Origin of the sequence: Pseudomonas sp. NFX224 (assembly GCF_048565165.1) — a bacterium.
GTDB lineage: Bacteria > Pseudomonadota > Gammaproteobacteria > Pseudomonadales > Pseudomonadaceae > Aquipseudomonas.
In genome coordinates this window covers 3698657-3714365 of the sequence record NZ_CP183416.1, presented here as the reverse complement: position 1 = coordinate 3714365, position 15709 = coordinate 3698657, and the positions used below count along the sequence as shown (strand labels likewise).

13 protein-coding genes and 2 pseudogenes are annotated in these 15709 nt (G+C 60.2%); 8 read left to right on the top strand and 7 right to left on the bottom strand.

Annotation, left to right across the window (positions count from 1 at the left end; all coding sequences use genetic code 11):
- Window position 1 precedes the first annotated feature (1 nt).
- The 5 genes and pseudogenes from ACNYC6_RS16835 to ACNYC6_RS16815 all read left to right on the top strand — a co-directional run.
- Window positions 2-389 (top strand): annotated as a pseudogene (locus tag ACNYC6_RS16835) (MFS transporter); the annotation flags it as partial.
- 99 nt (window positions 390-488) lie between these two features.
- Window positions 489-656, top strand: a pseudogene (locus ACNYC6_RS16830) (DUF72 domain-containing protein); the annotation flags it as partial.
- Window positions 657-793: 137 nt separating this feature from the next.
- Window positions 794-1591, top strand: a complete 798-nt coding sequence (locus tag ACNYC6_RS16825; protein WP_419708354.1) for an endonuclease/exonuclease/phosphatase family protein — start codon at window positions 794-796, stop codon at window positions 1589-1591.
- A complete protein-coding gene (gene clsB, locus ACNYC6_RS16820) occupies window positions 1588-2880 on the top strand; it encodes a cardiolipin synthase ClsB (protein WP_419708353.1) in 1293 nt (430 codons plus the stop codon). The genes ACNYC6_RS16825 and clsB overlap by 4 nt, the downstream gene beginning before the upstream one ends.
- On the top strand, window positions 2867-3853 hold the full coding sequence (locus tag ACNYC6_RS16815) for a lysylphosphatidylglycerol synthase domain-containing protein (RefSeq protein ID WP_419708352.1): 987 nt from the start codon (window positions 2867-2869) through the stop codon (window positions 3851-3853). Before clsB ends, ACNYC6_RS16815 begins: the two co-directional genes overlap by 14 nt.
- Before the next feature lie 97 nt (window positions 3854-3950).
- Here the strand turns inward: ACNYC6_RS16815 and ACNYC6_RS16810 are convergent, their stop codons facing one another.
- The 3 genes from ACNYC6_RS16810 to ACNYC6_RS16800 form a co-directional block, all read right to left on the bottom strand.
- Window positions 3951-4709: an alpha/beta hydrolase family protein gene (locus ACNYC6_RS16810; protein WP_419708351.1), complete on the bottom strand. Its 759-nt coding sequence runs from the start codon at window positions 4707-4709 to the stop codon at window positions 3951-3953.
- Complete coding sequence (locus ACNYC6_RS16805; protein ID WP_419708350.1) at window positions 4699-5808, bottom strand: DUF3182 family protein; 1110 nt, start codon at window positions 5806-5808, stop codon at window positions 4699-4701. Before ACNYC6_RS16805 ends, ACNYC6_RS16810 begins: the two co-directional genes overlap by 11 nt.
- 207 nt (window positions 5809-6015) lie before the next feature.
- Complete coding sequence (locus tag ACNYC6_RS16800; RefSeq protein ID WP_419708349.1) at window positions 6016-7008, bottom strand: GlxA family transcriptional regulator; 993 nt, start codon at window positions 7006-7008, stop codon at window positions 6016-6018.
- A 102-nt stretch (window positions 7009-7110) separates the two neighbouring features.
- Between ACNYC6_RS16800 and ACNYC6_RS16795 the strand changes: the two genes are divergently transcribed.
- Together ACNYC6_RS16795 and ACNYC6_RS16790 are read left to right on the top strand one after the other, a co-directional pair.
- Window positions 7111-7665 carry a cysteine hydrolase family protein gene (locus ACNYC6_RS16795; protein ID WP_419708348.1) on the top strand — a complete coding sequence of 185 codons (555 nt, stop codon included), beginning with the start codon at window positions 7111-7113 and terminating at the stop codon, window positions 7663-7665.
- A gap of 243 nt (window positions 7666-7908) precedes the next feature.
- Entirely contained in the window at window positions 7909-8409 is a 501-nt protein-coding gene (locus tag ACNYC6_RS16790; RefSeq protein ID WP_419708347.1) for a YkgB family protein, read from the top strand.
- Window positions 8410-8475: 66 nt separating this feature from the next.
- Here ACNYC6_RS16790 and ACNYC6_RS16785 read toward each other — a convergent pair whose 3' ends face one another.
- The 3 genes from ACNYC6_RS16785 to ACNYC6_RS16775 form a co-directional block, all read right to left on the bottom strand.
- A complete protein-coding gene (locus ACNYC6_RS16785) occupies window positions 8476-9327 on the bottom strand; it encodes an AraC family transcriptional regulator (protein WP_419708346.1) in 852 nt (283 codons plus the stop codon).
- Between the two features lie 823 nt (window positions 9328-10150).
- Window positions 10151-10669, bottom strand: coding sequence for a single-stranded DNA-binding protein (locus ACNYC6_RS16780; protein WP_007984430.1), 519 nt, complete (start codon window positions 10667-10669; stop codon window positions 10151-10153).
- A 9-nt stretch (window positions 10670-10678) separates the two neighbouring features.
- Window positions 10679-12076, bottom strand: a complete 1398-nt coding sequence (locus ACNYC6_RS16775) for an MFS transporter (RefSeq protein ID WP_419708345.1) — start codon at window positions 12074-12076, stop codon at window positions 10679-10681.
- A gap of 191 nt (window positions 12077-12267) precedes the next feature.
- On the opposite strand from ACNYC6_RS16775, the gene uvrA reads away from it, so the two are divergent.
- Window positions 12268-15102, top strand: coding sequence for an excinuclease ABC subunit UvrA (uvrA, locus tag ACNYC6_RS16770; RefSeq protein ID WP_419708344.1), 2835 nt, complete (start codon window positions 12268-12270; stop codon window positions 15100-15102).
- Between the two features lie 65 nt (window positions 15103-15167).
- Here the strand turns inward: uvrA and bfr are convergent, their stop codons facing one another.
- A complete protein-coding gene (gene bfr / locus ACNYC6_RS16765; protein ID WP_419708343.1) occupies window positions 15168-15632 on the bottom strand; it encodes a bacterioferritin in 465 nt (154 codons plus the stop codon).
- Window positions 15633-15709 lie beyond the last annotated feature (77 nt).

Below are 15709 nucleotides of genomic sequence, written 5' to 3'. Positions count from 1 at the left end.
CGGCATCTCGGTGGCCGTCGGCAACATCTGGGGTGGCAAACTGGCGGACAAGCGCGGCCCGATCAGCGCCCTGAAAATCATCTTCGCCCTGCTCGCCGCCGTGCTGTTCGTGCTGACCTTCACCGCCGGCAATCCATGGTTGGCGCTGGCTACCGTGCTGGTCTGGGGCGCCGTGGCGTTCGGCAACGTGCCGGGGTTGCAGGTTTATGTGGTGCGTCAGGCCGAACATCACACGCCGCATGCGGTGGACGTTGCGTCCGGCCTGAACATCGCCGCGTTCAACCTCGGCATTGCCGGTGGCGCTGGCATTGACGGCGTGGAGCGGGCGCCTGGATCGCCTCGGCCCGGTGTATGCCGAAAGCTCCACCCGAATCGTCGCTAGCCAATAACCTCCTACAGTCATCAGATTTACCGTCCGTAGCTCCACCGAAACTTTCGTCGCCGCCCCGCAGTCAGCAAAAGGATGGGGCACTCGAACGGGAGGCGACATGGCGGCGATTCACATCGGAATTTCAGGTTGGCGCTACACACCCTGGCGGGGGGATTTCTACCCAAAGGGCTTGCCCCGCAAACGCGAGTTGCAATTCGCGTCGCGGGCGGTCAACAGCATCGAAATCAATGGATCGTTTTACGCCCAGCAACGGCCGGAGCGCTACGCCCGCGAAGTGTTCTGCTATTTCGATAACGACATCAAAGTCCGCGCGCCTTTCGATGCCACGCGGCTGGAGCGTTTCGATCTCGACAAAGACCTGCTCACCGCCCCCGGCAAACCCGTTGCTGAAGGAGCGCTGCCATGAGCATTCCCGAGCCGGTCGGCGTCACGGACGAGCAGGCGTCTATCGTGACCACGGTGCATCGCTTCACGGTGCTGACAGTCAACACTCACAAGGGGTTCACCGCGCTGAACCGGCGTTTCATCCTGCCGGAATTGCGCGAAGCGGTGCGCAGTGTCTGCGCCGATGTGGTGTTTTTGCAGGAAGTGCACGGCACTCACGAACAGCATCCCAAGCGCTACACCAATTGGCCGGCGATGCCGCAATACGAATTCCTCGCCGACACCCTGTGGCCGCAGTTTGCTTATGGGCGCAACGCGGTGTATCCGGCGGGCGATCACGGCAATGCGTTGCTGTCGAAATTCCAGATCGTGCGCCACGACAACCTCGACGTGTCCATCAGCGGCCACGAGAATCGCGGCATCCTGCACTGCGTCTTGCGCCTGCCCGGCGAAGGTCCAGAGGTGCATGCGATTTGCGTCCACCTCGGCCTGCGCGAAACCCACCGCTATGCACAACTGAAGCTGCTCACCCGTCGACTGGAAGAGTTGCCGGGCGATGCACCGGTGATCGTCGCCGGGGACTTCAACGACTGGCGCCAGCGGGCCGATGCCCTGCTCAAACCCAGCGGTTTGCGCGAGGTATTCGCCGAGCATCACGGCAAACCGGCGCGCAGTTTTCCCGCCCGCTTGCCGGCGCTGCGCCTGGATCGCATCTACGTGCGCAACCTCAAGGCCAGTCAGCCGCAAGTGCTGACCACCCGGCCCTGGTCACACCTTTCCGACCACGCACCGCTGTCGGTGGAGATCGAGCTATGAGCGCTTCACCGATGGAAAAAGCCCGCATGGATCCGATTGCCGCGCCACCGATGAGCGAACCCGCAGCGGTCGACGTCGAGTACCGCTGGCAAGGCAACAACCGTGTCGAGTTGTTGGAAAACGGCGAGGCCTATTTCCCAAGGGTGTTCGAGGCCATGCGCCAGGCCAAGACCGAGATCCTCCTGGAAACCTTCATCGTGTTCGAAGACAAGGTTGGCGAAGAACTGAAGACTGTGCTCATCGACGCCGCTCAACGGGGCGTGCGCGTCACCGCCAGCCTCGACGGATTTGGCTGCGGCGAACTGAGCACCGGTTATCTCACCGCCCTCAGCGCTGCCGGGGTGCACCTGCAAATATTCGACCCGGCCCCCAAACGCCTGGGCATCCGTACCAACTGGTTCCGGCGCCTGCACCGCAAGATCGTGGTGGTGGACGGGACTGTCGCGTTCATCGGCGGGATCAATTTTTCGGCCGACCATCTGGCGGACTTCGGCCCCGAGGCCAAGCAGGATTATTCGGTGGAGGTGCAAGGCCCGACCGTAGCGGACATTCATCATTTTGCCCTGCTGCAATGCGGTCGCCCTGTGCGCGCCAAGTACTGGTGGCAACAGCGCCGGCAACGCCGCTCGGAGCTTGCGGTCAGTGACCACGAAGGTCAGGTGCGTCTGGTGCACCGCGACAACGGTGATCACCAGACCGATATCGAACAGGTTTACCGGCAGGTACTTCGCTCGGCAAAGCGGCGCGTGGTGATCGCCAACGCCTACTTCTTCCCCGGCTACCGACTGCTGCGCGAGATCCGCAACGCGGCGCGCCGTGGCGTTGACGTGCGGCTGATTCTGCAAGGTCAGCCGGACATGCTGGTGGCCAAACTCGCCGCGCGCATGACCTACGATTACCTGCTCAAGTCCGGGGTGAAGATCTACGAATATTGCGACCGTCCGCTGCACGGCAAAGTCGCGTTGGTGGACGAAGACTGGAGCACGGTCGGCTCGAGCAATCTCGACCCGTTGAGCCTGTCGATGAACCTGGAAGCCAACGTGTTGATCCGCGACCGCGAATTCAACCGCGTGCTGTTCGAACGTCTCGAAGACCTCAGCGATAACCATTGCAAAGTCATGTCCGTGGACAAGGCACCGCGCGGGCGCATCTGGCACATGACCACGGGTTTTCTGGTGTTCCACTTCCTGCGGCATTTCCCGGCCTGGGCCGGTTGGCTGCCGGCGCACAAACCGCGCTTGAAAGCGTTCACCTCACCGACCGGGAGCGACGAGCATGAGCCGCACTGAAGCACACGCGGCGCCCCATGCCGAGCACCCGGCCAAGTCACGCTGGAGCCGCTGGAAACGACCGCTGACGATGCTGTTTTTCCTGGCGTTGATCGTGCTGCTGACGATGTTCGCCCAGCGCATCGAATGGGCCGAAGTGCTGGAAACCCTGGCCGATTTCAAGGTGCGCACGCTGATCATTGCGTCCTCCCTGACCCTGCTGAGTTTTCTGGTGTACGCCTGTTTTGACCTGATCGGCCGAACCTACATCCGCCAGGACCTGACGTGGAAACAGATCCTGCCGGTGGGGATCATCAGCTACGCCTTCAACCTCAACCTGAGCGCCTGGGTCGGCGGCATCGCCATGCGTTATCGGCTGTATTCGCGGCTCGGGGTGAGCAAAGGCAACATCGCGAAAATCCTCGGTTTGAGCCTGGCCACCAACTGGTTCGGCTACATGCTGATTGCCGGCGTGGTGTTCAGTAGCGGGCTGGTCCGGATGCCGCCAGGCTGGAAACTGAGCAGCGGGGCGCTTCAGGCGGTGGGTGTGTTGCTGCTGTTGATCAGTGCGGGTTATCTGGCGGCATGCCAGTTTTCCAAGCGCCGTGAGTGGGCGATTCGCGGGGTGGAAATCAATTTACCGTCGCTGCGCATGGCGATCCTGCAACTGTTGCTCGGCGCACTGAACTGGTCGCTGATGGCGGCGGTGATCTTCACTTTGCTGCCGAGCAAACTGGATTATCCGCTGGTGCTCGGCGTTCTACTGATCAGCGCCATCGCCGGGGTCATCACCCACATTCCGGCGGGGCTCGGTGTGCTGGAAGCGGTGTTCGTCGCGCTGCTGCAACACGAGGCGTCACGAGGCAGTCTGGTGGCTGGGTTGCTGGCGTATCGGGCGATTTATTTTTTGCTGCCGCTGTTGATCACGCTGGTGATGTATCTGCTGGTGGAGGCCAAGGCGAAGTCACTGCGGATTGCCAGGAAACCCAAGTGATTGGCGGTGTTTTTGAGGGTGCTATCGCCAGCAGGTTAGCTAACTCCCACAGAATCTTGTGGGAGCTAGCCTGGGCGTCCTGTGAGACACCACAAAATCACTTGGCCTGAATAATGCTCAACCGCTCACCCACCACCATTTCCGTGATCCAGTCCACCAGGATCGAGGTGTACGCCTGTTGTGAAACCGGCTCACTCAATGCGTGATCGGCACCGTCGATGATCCGGTGCGTCAACGAATGCGTCTGCTGGCATGCCGCGCGGTAACTCATGATGGTCGCGTGGGGCACGTAGTCATCGGTTTCCGATTCAACCAACAACACATCCCCGGTAAAGGCCGAGCAGGCGTGCAACGCACGGTTGCTGTCAGCGCGCACCAGCGTGCTGCGGTAATCACGCAGGTCGAGTTTGTCCAGATCGCGTTTTGGCGTGTGCCACTGATCGTCGCGATACAGCGCCGGCACCCGCAGTGCCAGCCAGCGCACGGGCCGCAAAGACGTCAGGATCGAGGCCAGGTAGCCGCCGTAGCTGGTGCCGACCACGGCAATCGCCGAGGTGTCGAGCGCCGGGTGCGCGAGCAAGCGGTCGTAGGCCGCCAGCAGGTCGCGCAGGTTGTCTTCGCGGGTCACCCGAGTCAACGGAATACCGGTGCCGCCGGTGTGCCCGCGCAGGTCGAAGGTCAGGCAAACACAACCCAGACCGGCGATGCCTTTGGCCCGTTCCAGATCCCGCTCCTGACTGCCGCCCCAGCCGTGCACGAACAGCACGCCGGGGACTTTCGATTTGGGACTGAGGAACGTCCCGCTCATCTGCTCATCGTCGATGTCGATTTGAATGCTTTCACTTCTAGCCGTCATAGGAATTGACCGTTACGTACTTGAGAAGAAAGTCACTGTTTTGCGCGGGTCCACGGTACACCTCAATGGCGTCCGCCGGCAGCGGCTGGTCGATGTAGGTTTCCACTGAGGACACCCGGATCGCACGCATGTGCGGATCGTTGACGAAGCTCTGCAATGCCGCCACTTCGGCGCTGCTGGCGCCACCCATGCGCCAGGATTGTTCGAGTACACCGCTGCGTTGTTTGCCGTCGTAATCGAGGCCCTGGGCGATGTCGTAGTTACGCCGCGTGGCATAGAAAACGGGATAGGCTTCATCCGCGGCGCTGTCGAATACCTGAGCCTGTTTGATCGCCAACCGCACGTCATCCGCCAGGTCGAGCTTCAATAAATCATCGTAGCCGCCCTGCACCACCAACAGGTTCGAGCCGCCATACACGTCTTCGCCCTCGGCGTCCTGGGTCAAGTATTGATCATCGCAGTAACTCAGCACTTTATTGCCGATGAAACTCTGGCCGACGCTGTGGGTGATGACCTTGTCCAGGTCCTGCTCCAGCACCACGCCTTCGCTGAACAGTTTTTTTGCCTCGGGCCGGGCGAGGATGTCGTCGAACTGGTCGAGGCTTTTGATCACTTCCTGACCGCGTCCGGCGCAGGCGTGAATCGGCTTGAGCCGGATCGGGCCGGTATACAGCAAATGTTCGGCCGCCGGCCGTGCATCCGCGAAGGAAAACACGCTGAGGCCATCGAGCACGACACTGCGCACCCGTTCGGAAAACAGCGGCGCCCAGCCTCGCGGTGCATGGGCATTGTGATTAAGCAAACCGTGACTGATGGCTTTGGTGCAGATGAAATCATGCTCGACGTAACCGCCCCACAAATCGTCCGGCCCCTTGACCCCCAGTTGTCGGGCGGCATCAGCGCCGACCAGTGTCTGGGTCGGCAACAGATAGAGCTCCCGACCATGATGCTGCTGCGGGTCGTAGCTGCCGCCAAATTTCAGTCCGAGGATTTGCGCCAGCCAGCGGGCCAGCGCGCGATTGGTTTCGACTTCATGCAACGGCGCGTCGGGGTGCACCGAATGGGCGACCACCAGTTTCTTGCGGTTTGTTGGGGTCATGCGTCCCCCTTCAATCAGCGCTAGATGAATGTAACTGGAGGGGTGCAGAGATCAGGCCAATCGGGTCTGTCTGAAAACGCTTTTCCAATCAGGTGGTTGCAGGAGCGGTGATGGCAGGACGCCTGCTTTATTCTGCACGACGGTGACTGCGCTTCCTGCAAATTGCACGATTTCGAACGTAGTAGAGATCCATTGTGGGAGCGACCGTTATCGGGCCGCAGCCACCGGGGACACACCAAACCGCGTCCGGTAATCGCTCGGCGCCAGGCCGGTGATTTTCTTGAACGTCGAGCGAAACGCGCCCGGATCCTGATAGCCCACCGTCCAAGCAATGTGATCGATGGTGCCGTTGGTGAACTCAAGCATTTCCCGCGCCTTGCCGACCCGCAGATGCTGGCAGTATTCCGTGGGCTTGAGCCCGGTCGCCCCGCGAAAACGACGCAGGAACGTGCGCTCTTCCAGCCCTGCCCGCTCAGCCATTGTCGTCAGCGATACATCGGTGGCGCCGGTGCTTTGCAGCCAGTGCTGCACTTTGAGAATCGACGCATCGCCATGGCTGAGGATCGGCGCGAAATTGCTGCCGCACTCGCTGGCACTGTCGCTGTGCTCGACCACCAGAAAACGCGCGGTGCCGGTGGCAATGCTCGGCCCCAGCAGGCGATCAACCAGGCGCAATCCCAACTCGGACCAGGCCATCAATCCGGCGGTGGTGATCAGGTCACCGTCGTCGACGATGGGCGTGTCGGCCTTGAGCTTGATCGCCGGATAATGCTTGGCAAACGTCTTCGCCGAAGTCCAGTGGGTGGTGGCGCTACGGCCGTCGAGCAGCCCGCTTTCTGCCAGCAGGATCGAGCCTACGCAGACACCGCCCAGGGTCGCGCCACTGGCATGTTGCTCGCGAAGCCAGCGTATCAGTGCTTGCGGTGCCTGGCCCTCAGTGAACCCGCCGATCGACGGCGGAATCAACACCGCCACCAATGCGCCGTCCGCACCGGGATGGCTGTCGTAGACCCGAGCGGGAGGCTGATCGCCCTCGACCTGCCAATGGCTCACGCGCAATAACGGCAAGTGCCCGGCCTGATGTTCGGCGGCGATCCGGTTGGCCACCCCGAACAGGTCCGTCAACCCATGCACCGCCGCCATTTGCGCACCGGGATAGATCAACACGCCCAGCTCGGCGATTGCCCGTTGTGCGTCCATTGTCAGTTTTCCCCCTTCTATTGTCGGTGCGGCCAATCCTCGAACAGGCTCGTGAGGCCGATACTTCATTCCACACCCAACCCGCACATCGAGGAAACAGTCATGGCCAAGCAAGCACTCATCGTAGTCGATATCCAGAACGACTACTTCCCCCAAGGCAAGTGGCCGCTGGTCGGTGCCGATGCCGCCGCAGACAACGCCGTCCGCTTGCTCAAGGCCTTCCGCGAGGCCGGTGATTCGGTGGTGCACATCCGCCACGAATTCACCTCACCGGACGCACCGTTTTTCACCCCAAACTCCGAAGGCGCCAAGCTGCACCCCAAAGTCCTCAACCAGGGCAACGAGCCGGTGGTACTCAAGCACTTCGTCAACTCATTCCGCGAAACCGAACTGCAATCGATCCTCGACGAACAAGGTGTCAAGGAACTGGTGGTCGTCGGCAGCATGAGCCACATGTGCGTCGATGGCATCACCCGCGCCGCCAACGATCTTGGCTACAGCGTCATTGTGATCCACGACGCCTGTGCCTCCCGTGACCTGGAGTTCAACGGCACCAACGTTCCAGCGGCCCATGTGCATGCAGCGTTCATGTCGGCCCTGGGTTTTGCCTACGCCAATGTTATTTCCACTGACGAGTTCCTGACTGCCAGCCGCTGATCAACCCGCCGAAAGGCAGAAGAATCCTCCCCATGAAAAAGCCCGGCGCCTCTGAAGCCCTGGGCTTTTTTTGTTCGCACGTTTGGACGATCTGCATCGAACGCAATACCGCCAGCGCCCAAAAGAATCAGGCCGGCGCCAACAATGGCGTCACTCCCAAGGTCACCCGCGGGGGCCGCAGTAACGGTTTGCCAAGTTGCCTACGCACTTAACTTTTAGCCAAACTCACTGGAAGCCTGAACAATGAACACTGTGAATATCAGCACTGTCAGCGTGTCGAAAACTTCATCGCTCGGCGTTAAAACCACAGCGATTGGGACCTACAGCATTTACTTCGCCCTTGCCGTCATCTACTTCTGGTTCGGTGGAATGAAATTCACCCACTACGAAGCAGAAGGTCTGGTTCCACTGGTGAGCAACAGCCCATTGCTGGGCTGGGTGTATCAAATCTTCAGCTTCGACCTGTTCTCCAACCTGCTGGGGGTGCTTGAGGTCTCGATTGGCGTGTTGATCGCCGGCCGCCTGCTATCGCCGAAGCTTTCACTGATTGGAGGTGCTTTGTCCGCCGGGTTGTTCGTGACGACATTGAGCTTCATGTTCTCGACACCTGGCGTGATCGAACCCGGCCTCGGCTTCCCGGCTATCTCGGTTGCACCGGGTCAGTTCCTCCTCAAGGACCTTGGATTGCTCGCCGCCTCCCTCTTCGTAGCGGGTCATTCCCTGACCAAGCTGGAAACGCCTTGAGCTGACAACTTCACGATGAAAAAGGCCTGAAACAGCTCGATGTTTCAGGCCTTTTTCCATTTCTGACTACAACGATCGACCGCGCTCCGCGCCCTCACCGCCCAGGGATTTCATCCAGTCCCGAGGGCTGCAACCGGTCTTGCGCCGAAACGCCCGGGCAAGCGCCGAAGGACTTTCATAACCAACCTCATCGGCGATCAGCGTAATCGGGCGCCCCTCACGCAGGCGCTTCTGCGCCAGGCTGATCCGCCAACTCAACAAGTAGTCAGCAGGTGTCTGCCCTAACACCGAGCGAAAATGCACCGCATACGCGGCGCGGGACATGTTGGATTCATTCGCCAGCTCCGCAACTGACCACGCCCGGTGTGGCGCCTCGTGCATCTGAATCAACGAACGGGACAGCCGCACATCCGCCAACCCGGCCATCATTCCGGTGCTCAACTGATGGTGATCGAGCAGGTGTCGGAACAGCAGGATGATCAACAGTTCGAACAAACGATCAAGCACCGCCTCCCTGCCGCAGTGCCCGTCTGCCGCTTCCTTGAACAACCATCTCAGCGTATCCGCCAGCAGCGGCAGTTCATCGAGGGACAACACCAGAAGATCGGGGAGCGAAGCAGAAATGGGATTGCTGGCACCGCCGTCGAACGCCAGCGACGCACACAACAGCTGAGCGCCCTCGGGCTCACCGCCGATCAATTGATGGCGACTGGGGCGCGGCAGGAAAATCAGGCTGGGGCGGTCAATCAGCGCGTCGCTGCCGCCAGGCACTTTCAGCGTGACGGTGCCGGCCTGCAACAGATGGATATGTCCGCGCTGGTCAGCACCATCGTAAGCGGCCATTCCGCAAAGCTTGCCGCTGTAGAACAGGCTCGCGCGAACGCCGAACTGGGACAGCAACGTAGACAGGCGATCCATAGGGCAACCCGGTGTCAGTTTTAGACAAATGGCATCATATCACCGTGAATTCCTGTCCTTATTGCAGTGGCCTTGAGAACATGCGGGATCGAGTAGGAGGCGGGGTTGCCCCCGCCGTCCTCTCACACCACCGTACATACGGTTCCGTATACGGCGGTTCCTGCCTACTGACATACAACGTCAGCGAGCTTGGTTCCGTTGACGTGTCGCCTGTGGTATCTAAGCGCCCAGACCGGCCCTCGGAGCTTCCGGCTCCTACCTCCTGATGGTCTCGACCCCCGCTATGCGGTGTTTCTGCTTTACGCTCCAACAGAGATCACACCCGACTATCCACTCATGGCAGGTTCAGCCCTTCGTTACTCCGGTGTCGAGCAACTACTACGGCCTCTGCTGACTTCTGTCGCCCATCCCGTCATCTCGCGACGCCGGTAGCACATGGCAGGCTATACAGATCTCCCAGGGTAATTCGCGCGACCTTCCTGCTTATGCCTGTCGGATCTACGTCACAGCGTTCCGTGCAAGTATCGGGCTTTGAAGATGCTTGCCTTCTTACCCCGCTGCGCCGCCTCTATCCGCTTCCTGTTCGTCAGGCCAGCATTTTGCCTCGGGCTTCCTTCAGATTCGCAGTCACCCGCGACACCCTTGCCTCTGGCTAACACTTCCCCTTGCCGGGTGTGTAGAGGACTTTCACCTCCAAGTCACCAGCGTGGCCACCACAGCCAAGCTGGTTGCGCTTACGCGCAACGCGCCATGCCTGGCGCACCAACAAAAAACCCGGCATCCTCTGGGGAGTGCCGGGCTTTGCTTGGCTCGAAGCTGATTCCTAGAACGGAATATCGTCATCAAAGCTGTCGAAGTCCGGAGCCGGCTGCGGTGCGGCCTGCTGTGGAGCCGGGCGCGACTGCTGTGGTGCCGATTGCTGCGGACGAGGCGCCTGCTGGCGTGGCGCGGATTGCTGGTAGTTGTTACCGCCGCCCTGACCTTGCTGGTCGCCTTGTGGACGGCCACCCAGCAATTGCATGGTGCCTTGCATGTCGACCACGATTTCAGTGGTGTAACGCTTGATGCCGTCTTTTTCCCACTCGCGGGTCTGCAGTTTGCCTTCGATGTAGACCTGCGAACCTTTACGCAGGTACTCGCCAGCGATTTCTGCAACTTTGCCGAACATCGACACACGGTGCCACTCGGTCTTTTCGACTTTCTGACCGGTTTGCTTGTCGGTCCACTGCTCGCTGGTCGCCAGACTCAGGTTGGTCACGGCGTTGCCGTTCGGCAGGTAGCGAACTTCAGGATCCTGGCCGCAAGTGCCGACCAATATGACTTTGTTAACCCCACGGGCCATTACGTTCTCCTAGGCTACGCACGCTGCCCCGGCCGGGTTGTTCACCAGGCTTTCAAGGGTGGTGCGATCCAATAGTTCGGTGTCCAATTTGATGTAAATGGCCGCTTCATCAGCGACTATCACTGCATCTGTTACCCCTACGACGGCCTTGAGGCGCTCGACCAGACCCGCTTCACGAATCGCTTCGGGCGACAACGGCAAGCGCAGGCTCGTTACATAGGGAGGTTCACGCATGGTAACAGCAAAGACCAGCCAAAGTGCAGCTAGCCCGGCACATCCCAGGAAGACAACCGACAAACCGCCATGCTGGAACAACCAGCCGCCGAGGATACCGCCCAGTGCCGATCCGAGGAACTGACTGGTGGAATAAACCCCCATCGCCGTGCCTTTGCCGCCCGCCGGTGAAACCTTGCTGATCAACGAAGGCAGCGAAGCTTCCAGCAGATTGAACGCGGTGAAGAACACCACCGTACCGATCACCAGAGCCCGCAAGCTATCGCCGAACTGCCAGAAGAATAGCTCAGTGAGCAACAGCGTCACGACGGCGCCTAGCAAAACTCGTTTCATTTTGCGTCGCTTCTCGCCATAGATAATGAACGGGATCATGGCGAAGAATGAAATCAGCAGCGCGGTCAGGTACACCCACCAATGCTGCTCCTTGGGCAGCCCGGCTTTTTCGACCAGGGCCAGCGGCAAGGCCACGAAGCTCGACATCAGCATCGCGTGCAAGACAAAAATGCCCAGGTCCAGGCGCAGCAGATCCGGATGCTTGAGCGTCGGGATCAATACCTGGCGCGCCACGCCGGATTCACGATGCTGCAACGGCCCGGTGGAGCGCGGCACCATGAACATCACGATGACGATGCCTAGCAGCGCCAGGCCGCCCGTGGCGAGGAACAGCCCGGACAGGCCGAAAGCGCTGGTCAGCAACGGGCCCACCACCATGGCAACGGCAAACGACAGACCGATGGTCATGCCGATCATGGCCATGGCCTTGGTTCGATGCTGCTCGCGGGTCAGGTCCGACAACAAGGCCATGACCGCTGCGGAAATTGCACCGGCGCCTTGCAGGATGCGACCGGCAATCACACCCCAGATCGAATCGGCCTGAGACGCCAACACGCTGCCGAGGGCGAAGACGATCAACCCCAGGTAAATCACCGGGCGGCGGCCAATGCGGTCGGAAATGAAACCGAAAGGAATCTGGAAAATCGCCTGGGTCAGGCCGTAAGCGCCAATGGCCAGCCCGATCAGGGCCGGGGTCGCTCCTGCCAGGTCCATGCCGTAGGTCGCCAGTACCGGCAACACCATGAACATGCCAAGCATACGGAAGGCGAACACCAGGGCCAGACCGCTCGCTGCGCGGGTCTCGCTGCCACTCATGCGTTCGCTGTGGGGATCGTGCATGGAAAAACCTCATGTGAACCGGCGGCGATTCTACCAGTCCCATCGATTGTCGGGGTATATCGCGACGCTTTGCCGCGTGTAGATGACAGACCTTTCATGTAAGGCTGCAAACACATCATTCGATAGTGTGCATCCATCCAGTATTTGGCCGTATACTCCTATGTTTTCGACGCCCGCCGAGCGAGGCCACTTTGGACAAGATCCTGATTCGTGGGGCTCGAACCCACAACCTGAAGAACATCGACCTGACCCTGCCACGGGACAAGCTGATCGTCATCACCGGCCTGTCGGGCTCCGGCAAGTCGTCCCTGGCCTTTGACACGCTATACGCCGAAGGCCAGCGCCGCTACGTCGAATCGCTGTCGGCCTACGCCCGACAGTTCCTGTCGATGATGGAAAAGCCTGACGTCGACACCATCGAAGGCCTGTCACCGGCGATTTCCATCGAACAGAAGTCGACCTCGCACAACCCGCGCTCGACGGTCGGCACCATCACCGAAATCTACGACTACCTGCGCTTGTTGTATGCACGCGTGGGTATTCCGCGTTGCCCGGATCACGATATTCCGCTGGAAGCGCAAACCGTGAGCCAGATGGTTGACCTGGTCCTCGCCCAGCCGGAGGGCAGCAAACTGATGCTGCTGGCCCCGGTGATCCGTGAGCGCAAAGGCGAACACCTGTCGGTCTTCGAAGAGCTTCGCGCCCAGGGTTTCGTCCGTGCCCGGATCAACGGCAAGCTTTATGAGCTGGACGAAGCGCCCAAGCTCGACAAGCAGAAAAAACATACCATCGATGTGGTGGTCGACCGTTTCAAGGTCCGTGCGGACCTGCAACAGCGTCTGGCCGAATCCTTCGAGACTGCGCTGAAGCTGGCGGACGGCATCGCCCTGGTCGCGCCGATGGACGACGAGCCGGGCGAGGAAATGATCTTCTCCGCGCGCTTTGCCTGCCCGATTTGCGGCCACGCCATCAGCGAGCTCGAGCCGAAGCTGTTTTCCTTCAACAACCCAGCCGGCGCCTGCCCGACCTGCGATGGCCTGGGTGTTAAGCAATTCTTCGACATCAAGCGACTGGTCAATGGCGAGTTGACGCTTGCCGAAGGCGCGATCCGTGGCTGGGACCGGCGCAACGTCTATTACTTTCAGATGCTCGGCTCGCTGGCGTCCCACTTCAAGTTCAGCCTGGAAGTGCCGTTCAATGAGCTGCCGGCCGATCAGCAGAAGCAGATCCTGCATGGCAGCGGCTCGCAGAACGTCGACTTCAAATACCTGAACGACCGTGGCGATATCGTCAAACGCTCGCACCCGTTCGAAGGCATCGTGCCGAACCTGGAACGCCGCTATCGCGAAACCGAGTCGGCGTCGGTACGCGAAGAGTTGGCCAAGTTCCTGAGCACCCAGTCCTGCCCTGATTGCCGCGGCACCCGCCTGCGCCGTGAAGCGCGACATGTATGGGTGGGTGAGAAAACCTTGCCGGCGGTGACCAATCTGCCCATCGGCGATGCCTGCGATTACTTTGGCGGGTTGAAACTCACCGGGCGTCGCGGCGAGATTGCCGACAAAATCCTCAAGGAGATCCGCGAACGCCTGCAATTTCTGGTCAACGTCGGTCTCGATTATCTGTCGCTGGATCGCAGTGCGGACACCCTGTCCGGTGGCGAAGCCCAGCGTATTCGTCTGGCGAGCCAGATCGGCGCCGGGCTGGTCGGCGTTCTCTACATTCTCGATGAACCGTCAATCGGCCTGCATCAGCGCGATAACGACCGCTTGCTTGGCACCCTCAAGCACCTGCGCGACATCGGCAACACGGTAATTGTCGTCGAACACGACGAAGATGCGATTCGTCTGGCTGACTACGTGGTGGATATCGGCCCGGGCGCCGGCGTCCATGGCGGCCATATCGTCGCCGAAGGCACCCCGGCCGAAGTTATGGCTCACCCTGACTCCCTGACCGGCAAGTACCTGTCGGGCCGGGTCAAAATCGAAGTGCCGGTCAAGCGCACACCGCGCAATAAAAAGCTGTCGCTGTCGCTCAAGGGCGCTCGCGGCAACAACTTGCGCAACGTCGATCTGGACATTCCAATCGGCCTGCTGACCTGCGTGACCGGGGTCTCCGGTTCGGGCAAGTCGACGCTGATCAACAACACGCTCTTTCCGTTGAGCGCCACGGCGTTGAACGGCGCAACAACGCTTGAAGCTGCCGCTCATGACAGCATCAAGGGCCTGGAGCATCTGGATAAAGTCGTCGATATCGACCAAAGCCCGATCGGCCGCACACCTCGCTCCAACCCGGCGACCTACACCGGTTTGTTCACACCTATTCGCGAGCTGTTCGCTGGCGTGCCGGAATCCCGCTCCCGCGGTTACGGGCCTGGGCGTTTCTCCTTCAACGTGAAGGGCGGTCGCTGCGAAGCTTGCCAGGGTGATGGCCTGATCAAGGTGGAAATGCACTTCCTGCCGGACATCTACGTGCCCTGCGATGTGTGCAAGAGCAAGCGCTACAACCGTGAGACGCTGGAGATCAAGTACAAGGGCAAGAGCATCCACGAAACGCTCGAGATGACGATCGAAGAGGCCCGTGAGTTCTTCGACGCGGTACCGGCCCTGGCGCGCAAGCTGCAGACGCTAATGGATGTCGGCCTGTCCTACATCAAGCTCGGGCAATCGGCGACCACCCTGTCCGGTGGTGAGGCGCAGCGGGTCAAGCTGTCCCGCGAGCTGTCAAAGCGCGACACCGGCAAGACTCTGTACATCCTCGACGAGCCGACCACCGGCCTGCACTTCGCGGATATTCAGCAACTGCTCGACGTACTGCATCGACTGCGCGACCACGGCAACACAGTAGTGGTGATCGAGCACAACCTGGACGTGATCAAGACCGCTGATTGGCTGGTGGATCTCGGGCCTGAGGGCGGTTCCAAGGGTGGGCAGATCATTGCCGTCGGCACACCGGAAGACGTGGCCGAAATGAAGCAATCGCACACTGGCTACTACCTCAAACCGCTGCTGGAGCGTGATCGGGCTTAACCAGTCGCCATGAAAAAGCCCCTGTCACTTCATCAGTGACAGGGGCTTTTTTGTATCAGTTGCGATCAGGCGTGGGATTGCAGGTAGTTCTCGAGACCGATCAGCTTGATCAGACCCAACTGTTTCTCAAGCCAGTAAGTGTGATCTTCTTCGGTGTCGTTGAGCTGAACCCGTAGCATTTCACGACTCACATAGTCCTTGTGCTTCTCGCAGAGCTCAATGCCCTTGCACAGCGCAGCGCGAACCTTGTACTCAAGACGCAAGTCCGCTTCCAGCATCTCCGGCACGGTGGTGCCGACATCGAGATCATCAGGACGCATGCGTGGCGTGCCTTCGAGCATCAGGATTCGACGCATCAGGGCATCGGCATGACCTGCTTCTTCTTCCATCTCGTGGTTGATACGTTCATAGAGCTTGGTGAAACCCCAGTCCTCATACATCCGCGAGTGGACGAAATATTGATCACGCGCGGCCAGTTCGCCGGTCAGCAACGTGTTGAGGTAATCGATAACGTCTGGGTGGCCTTGCATCGCCCTACATCTCCCTGCTTGAAAGTCTGTAGTTTGAACCAACCGGGCAATAACGTCACCCGCCAGACGCAATAAAA

Bases quoted from the DNA above. Each gene is read 5' to 3' on its own strand.
- ACNYC6_RS16825 (WP_419708354.1), top strand. From the start codon at position 794: ATGAGCATTCCCGAGCCGGTCGGCGTCACGGACGAGCAGGCGTCTATC.
- clsB (WP_419708353.1), top strand. From the start codon at position 1,588: ATGAGCGCTTCACCGATGGAAAAAGCCCGCATGGATCCGATTGCCGCG.
- ACNYC6_RS16815 (WP_419708352.1), top strand. From the start codon at position 2,867: ATGAGCCGCACTGAAGCACACGCGGCGCCCCATGCCGAGCACCCGGCC.
- ACNYC6_RS16810 (WP_419708351.1), bottom strand. From the start codon at position 4,709: ATGACGGCTAGAAGTGAAAGCATTCAAATCGACATCGACGATGAGCAG.
- ACNYC6_RS16805 (WP_419708350.1), bottom strand. From the start codon at position 5,808: ATGACCCCAACAAACCGCAAGAAACTGGTGGTCGCCCATTCGGTGCAC.
- ACNYC6_RS16800 (WP_419708349.1), bottom strand. From the start codon at position 7,008: ATGGACGCACAACGGGCAATCGCCGAGCTGGGCGTGTTGATCTATCCC.
- ACNYC6_RS16795 (WP_419708348.1), top strand. From the start codon at position 7,111: ATGGCCAAGCAAGCACTCATCGTAGTCGATATCCAGAACGACTACTTC.
- ACNYC6_RS16790 (WP_419708347.1), top strand. From the start codon at position 7,909: ATGAACACTGTGAATATCAGCACTGTCAGCGTGTCGAAAACTTCATCG.
- ACNYC6_RS16785 (WP_419708346.1), bottom strand. From the start codon at position 9,327: ATGGATCGCCTGTCTACGTTGCTGTCCCAGTTCGGCGTTCGCGCGAGC.
- ACNYC6_RS16780 (WP_007984430.1), bottom strand. From the start codon at position 10,669: ATGGCCCGTGGGGTTAACAAAGTCATATTGGTCGGCACTTGCGGCCAG.
- ACNYC6_RS16775 (WP_419708345.1), bottom strand. From the start codon at position 12,076: ATGCACGATCCCCACAGCGAACGCATGAGTGGCAGCGAGACCCGCGCA.
- bfr (WP_419708343.1), bottom strand. From the start codon at position 15,632: ATGCAAGGCCACCCAGACGTTATCGATTACCTCAACACGTTGCTGACC.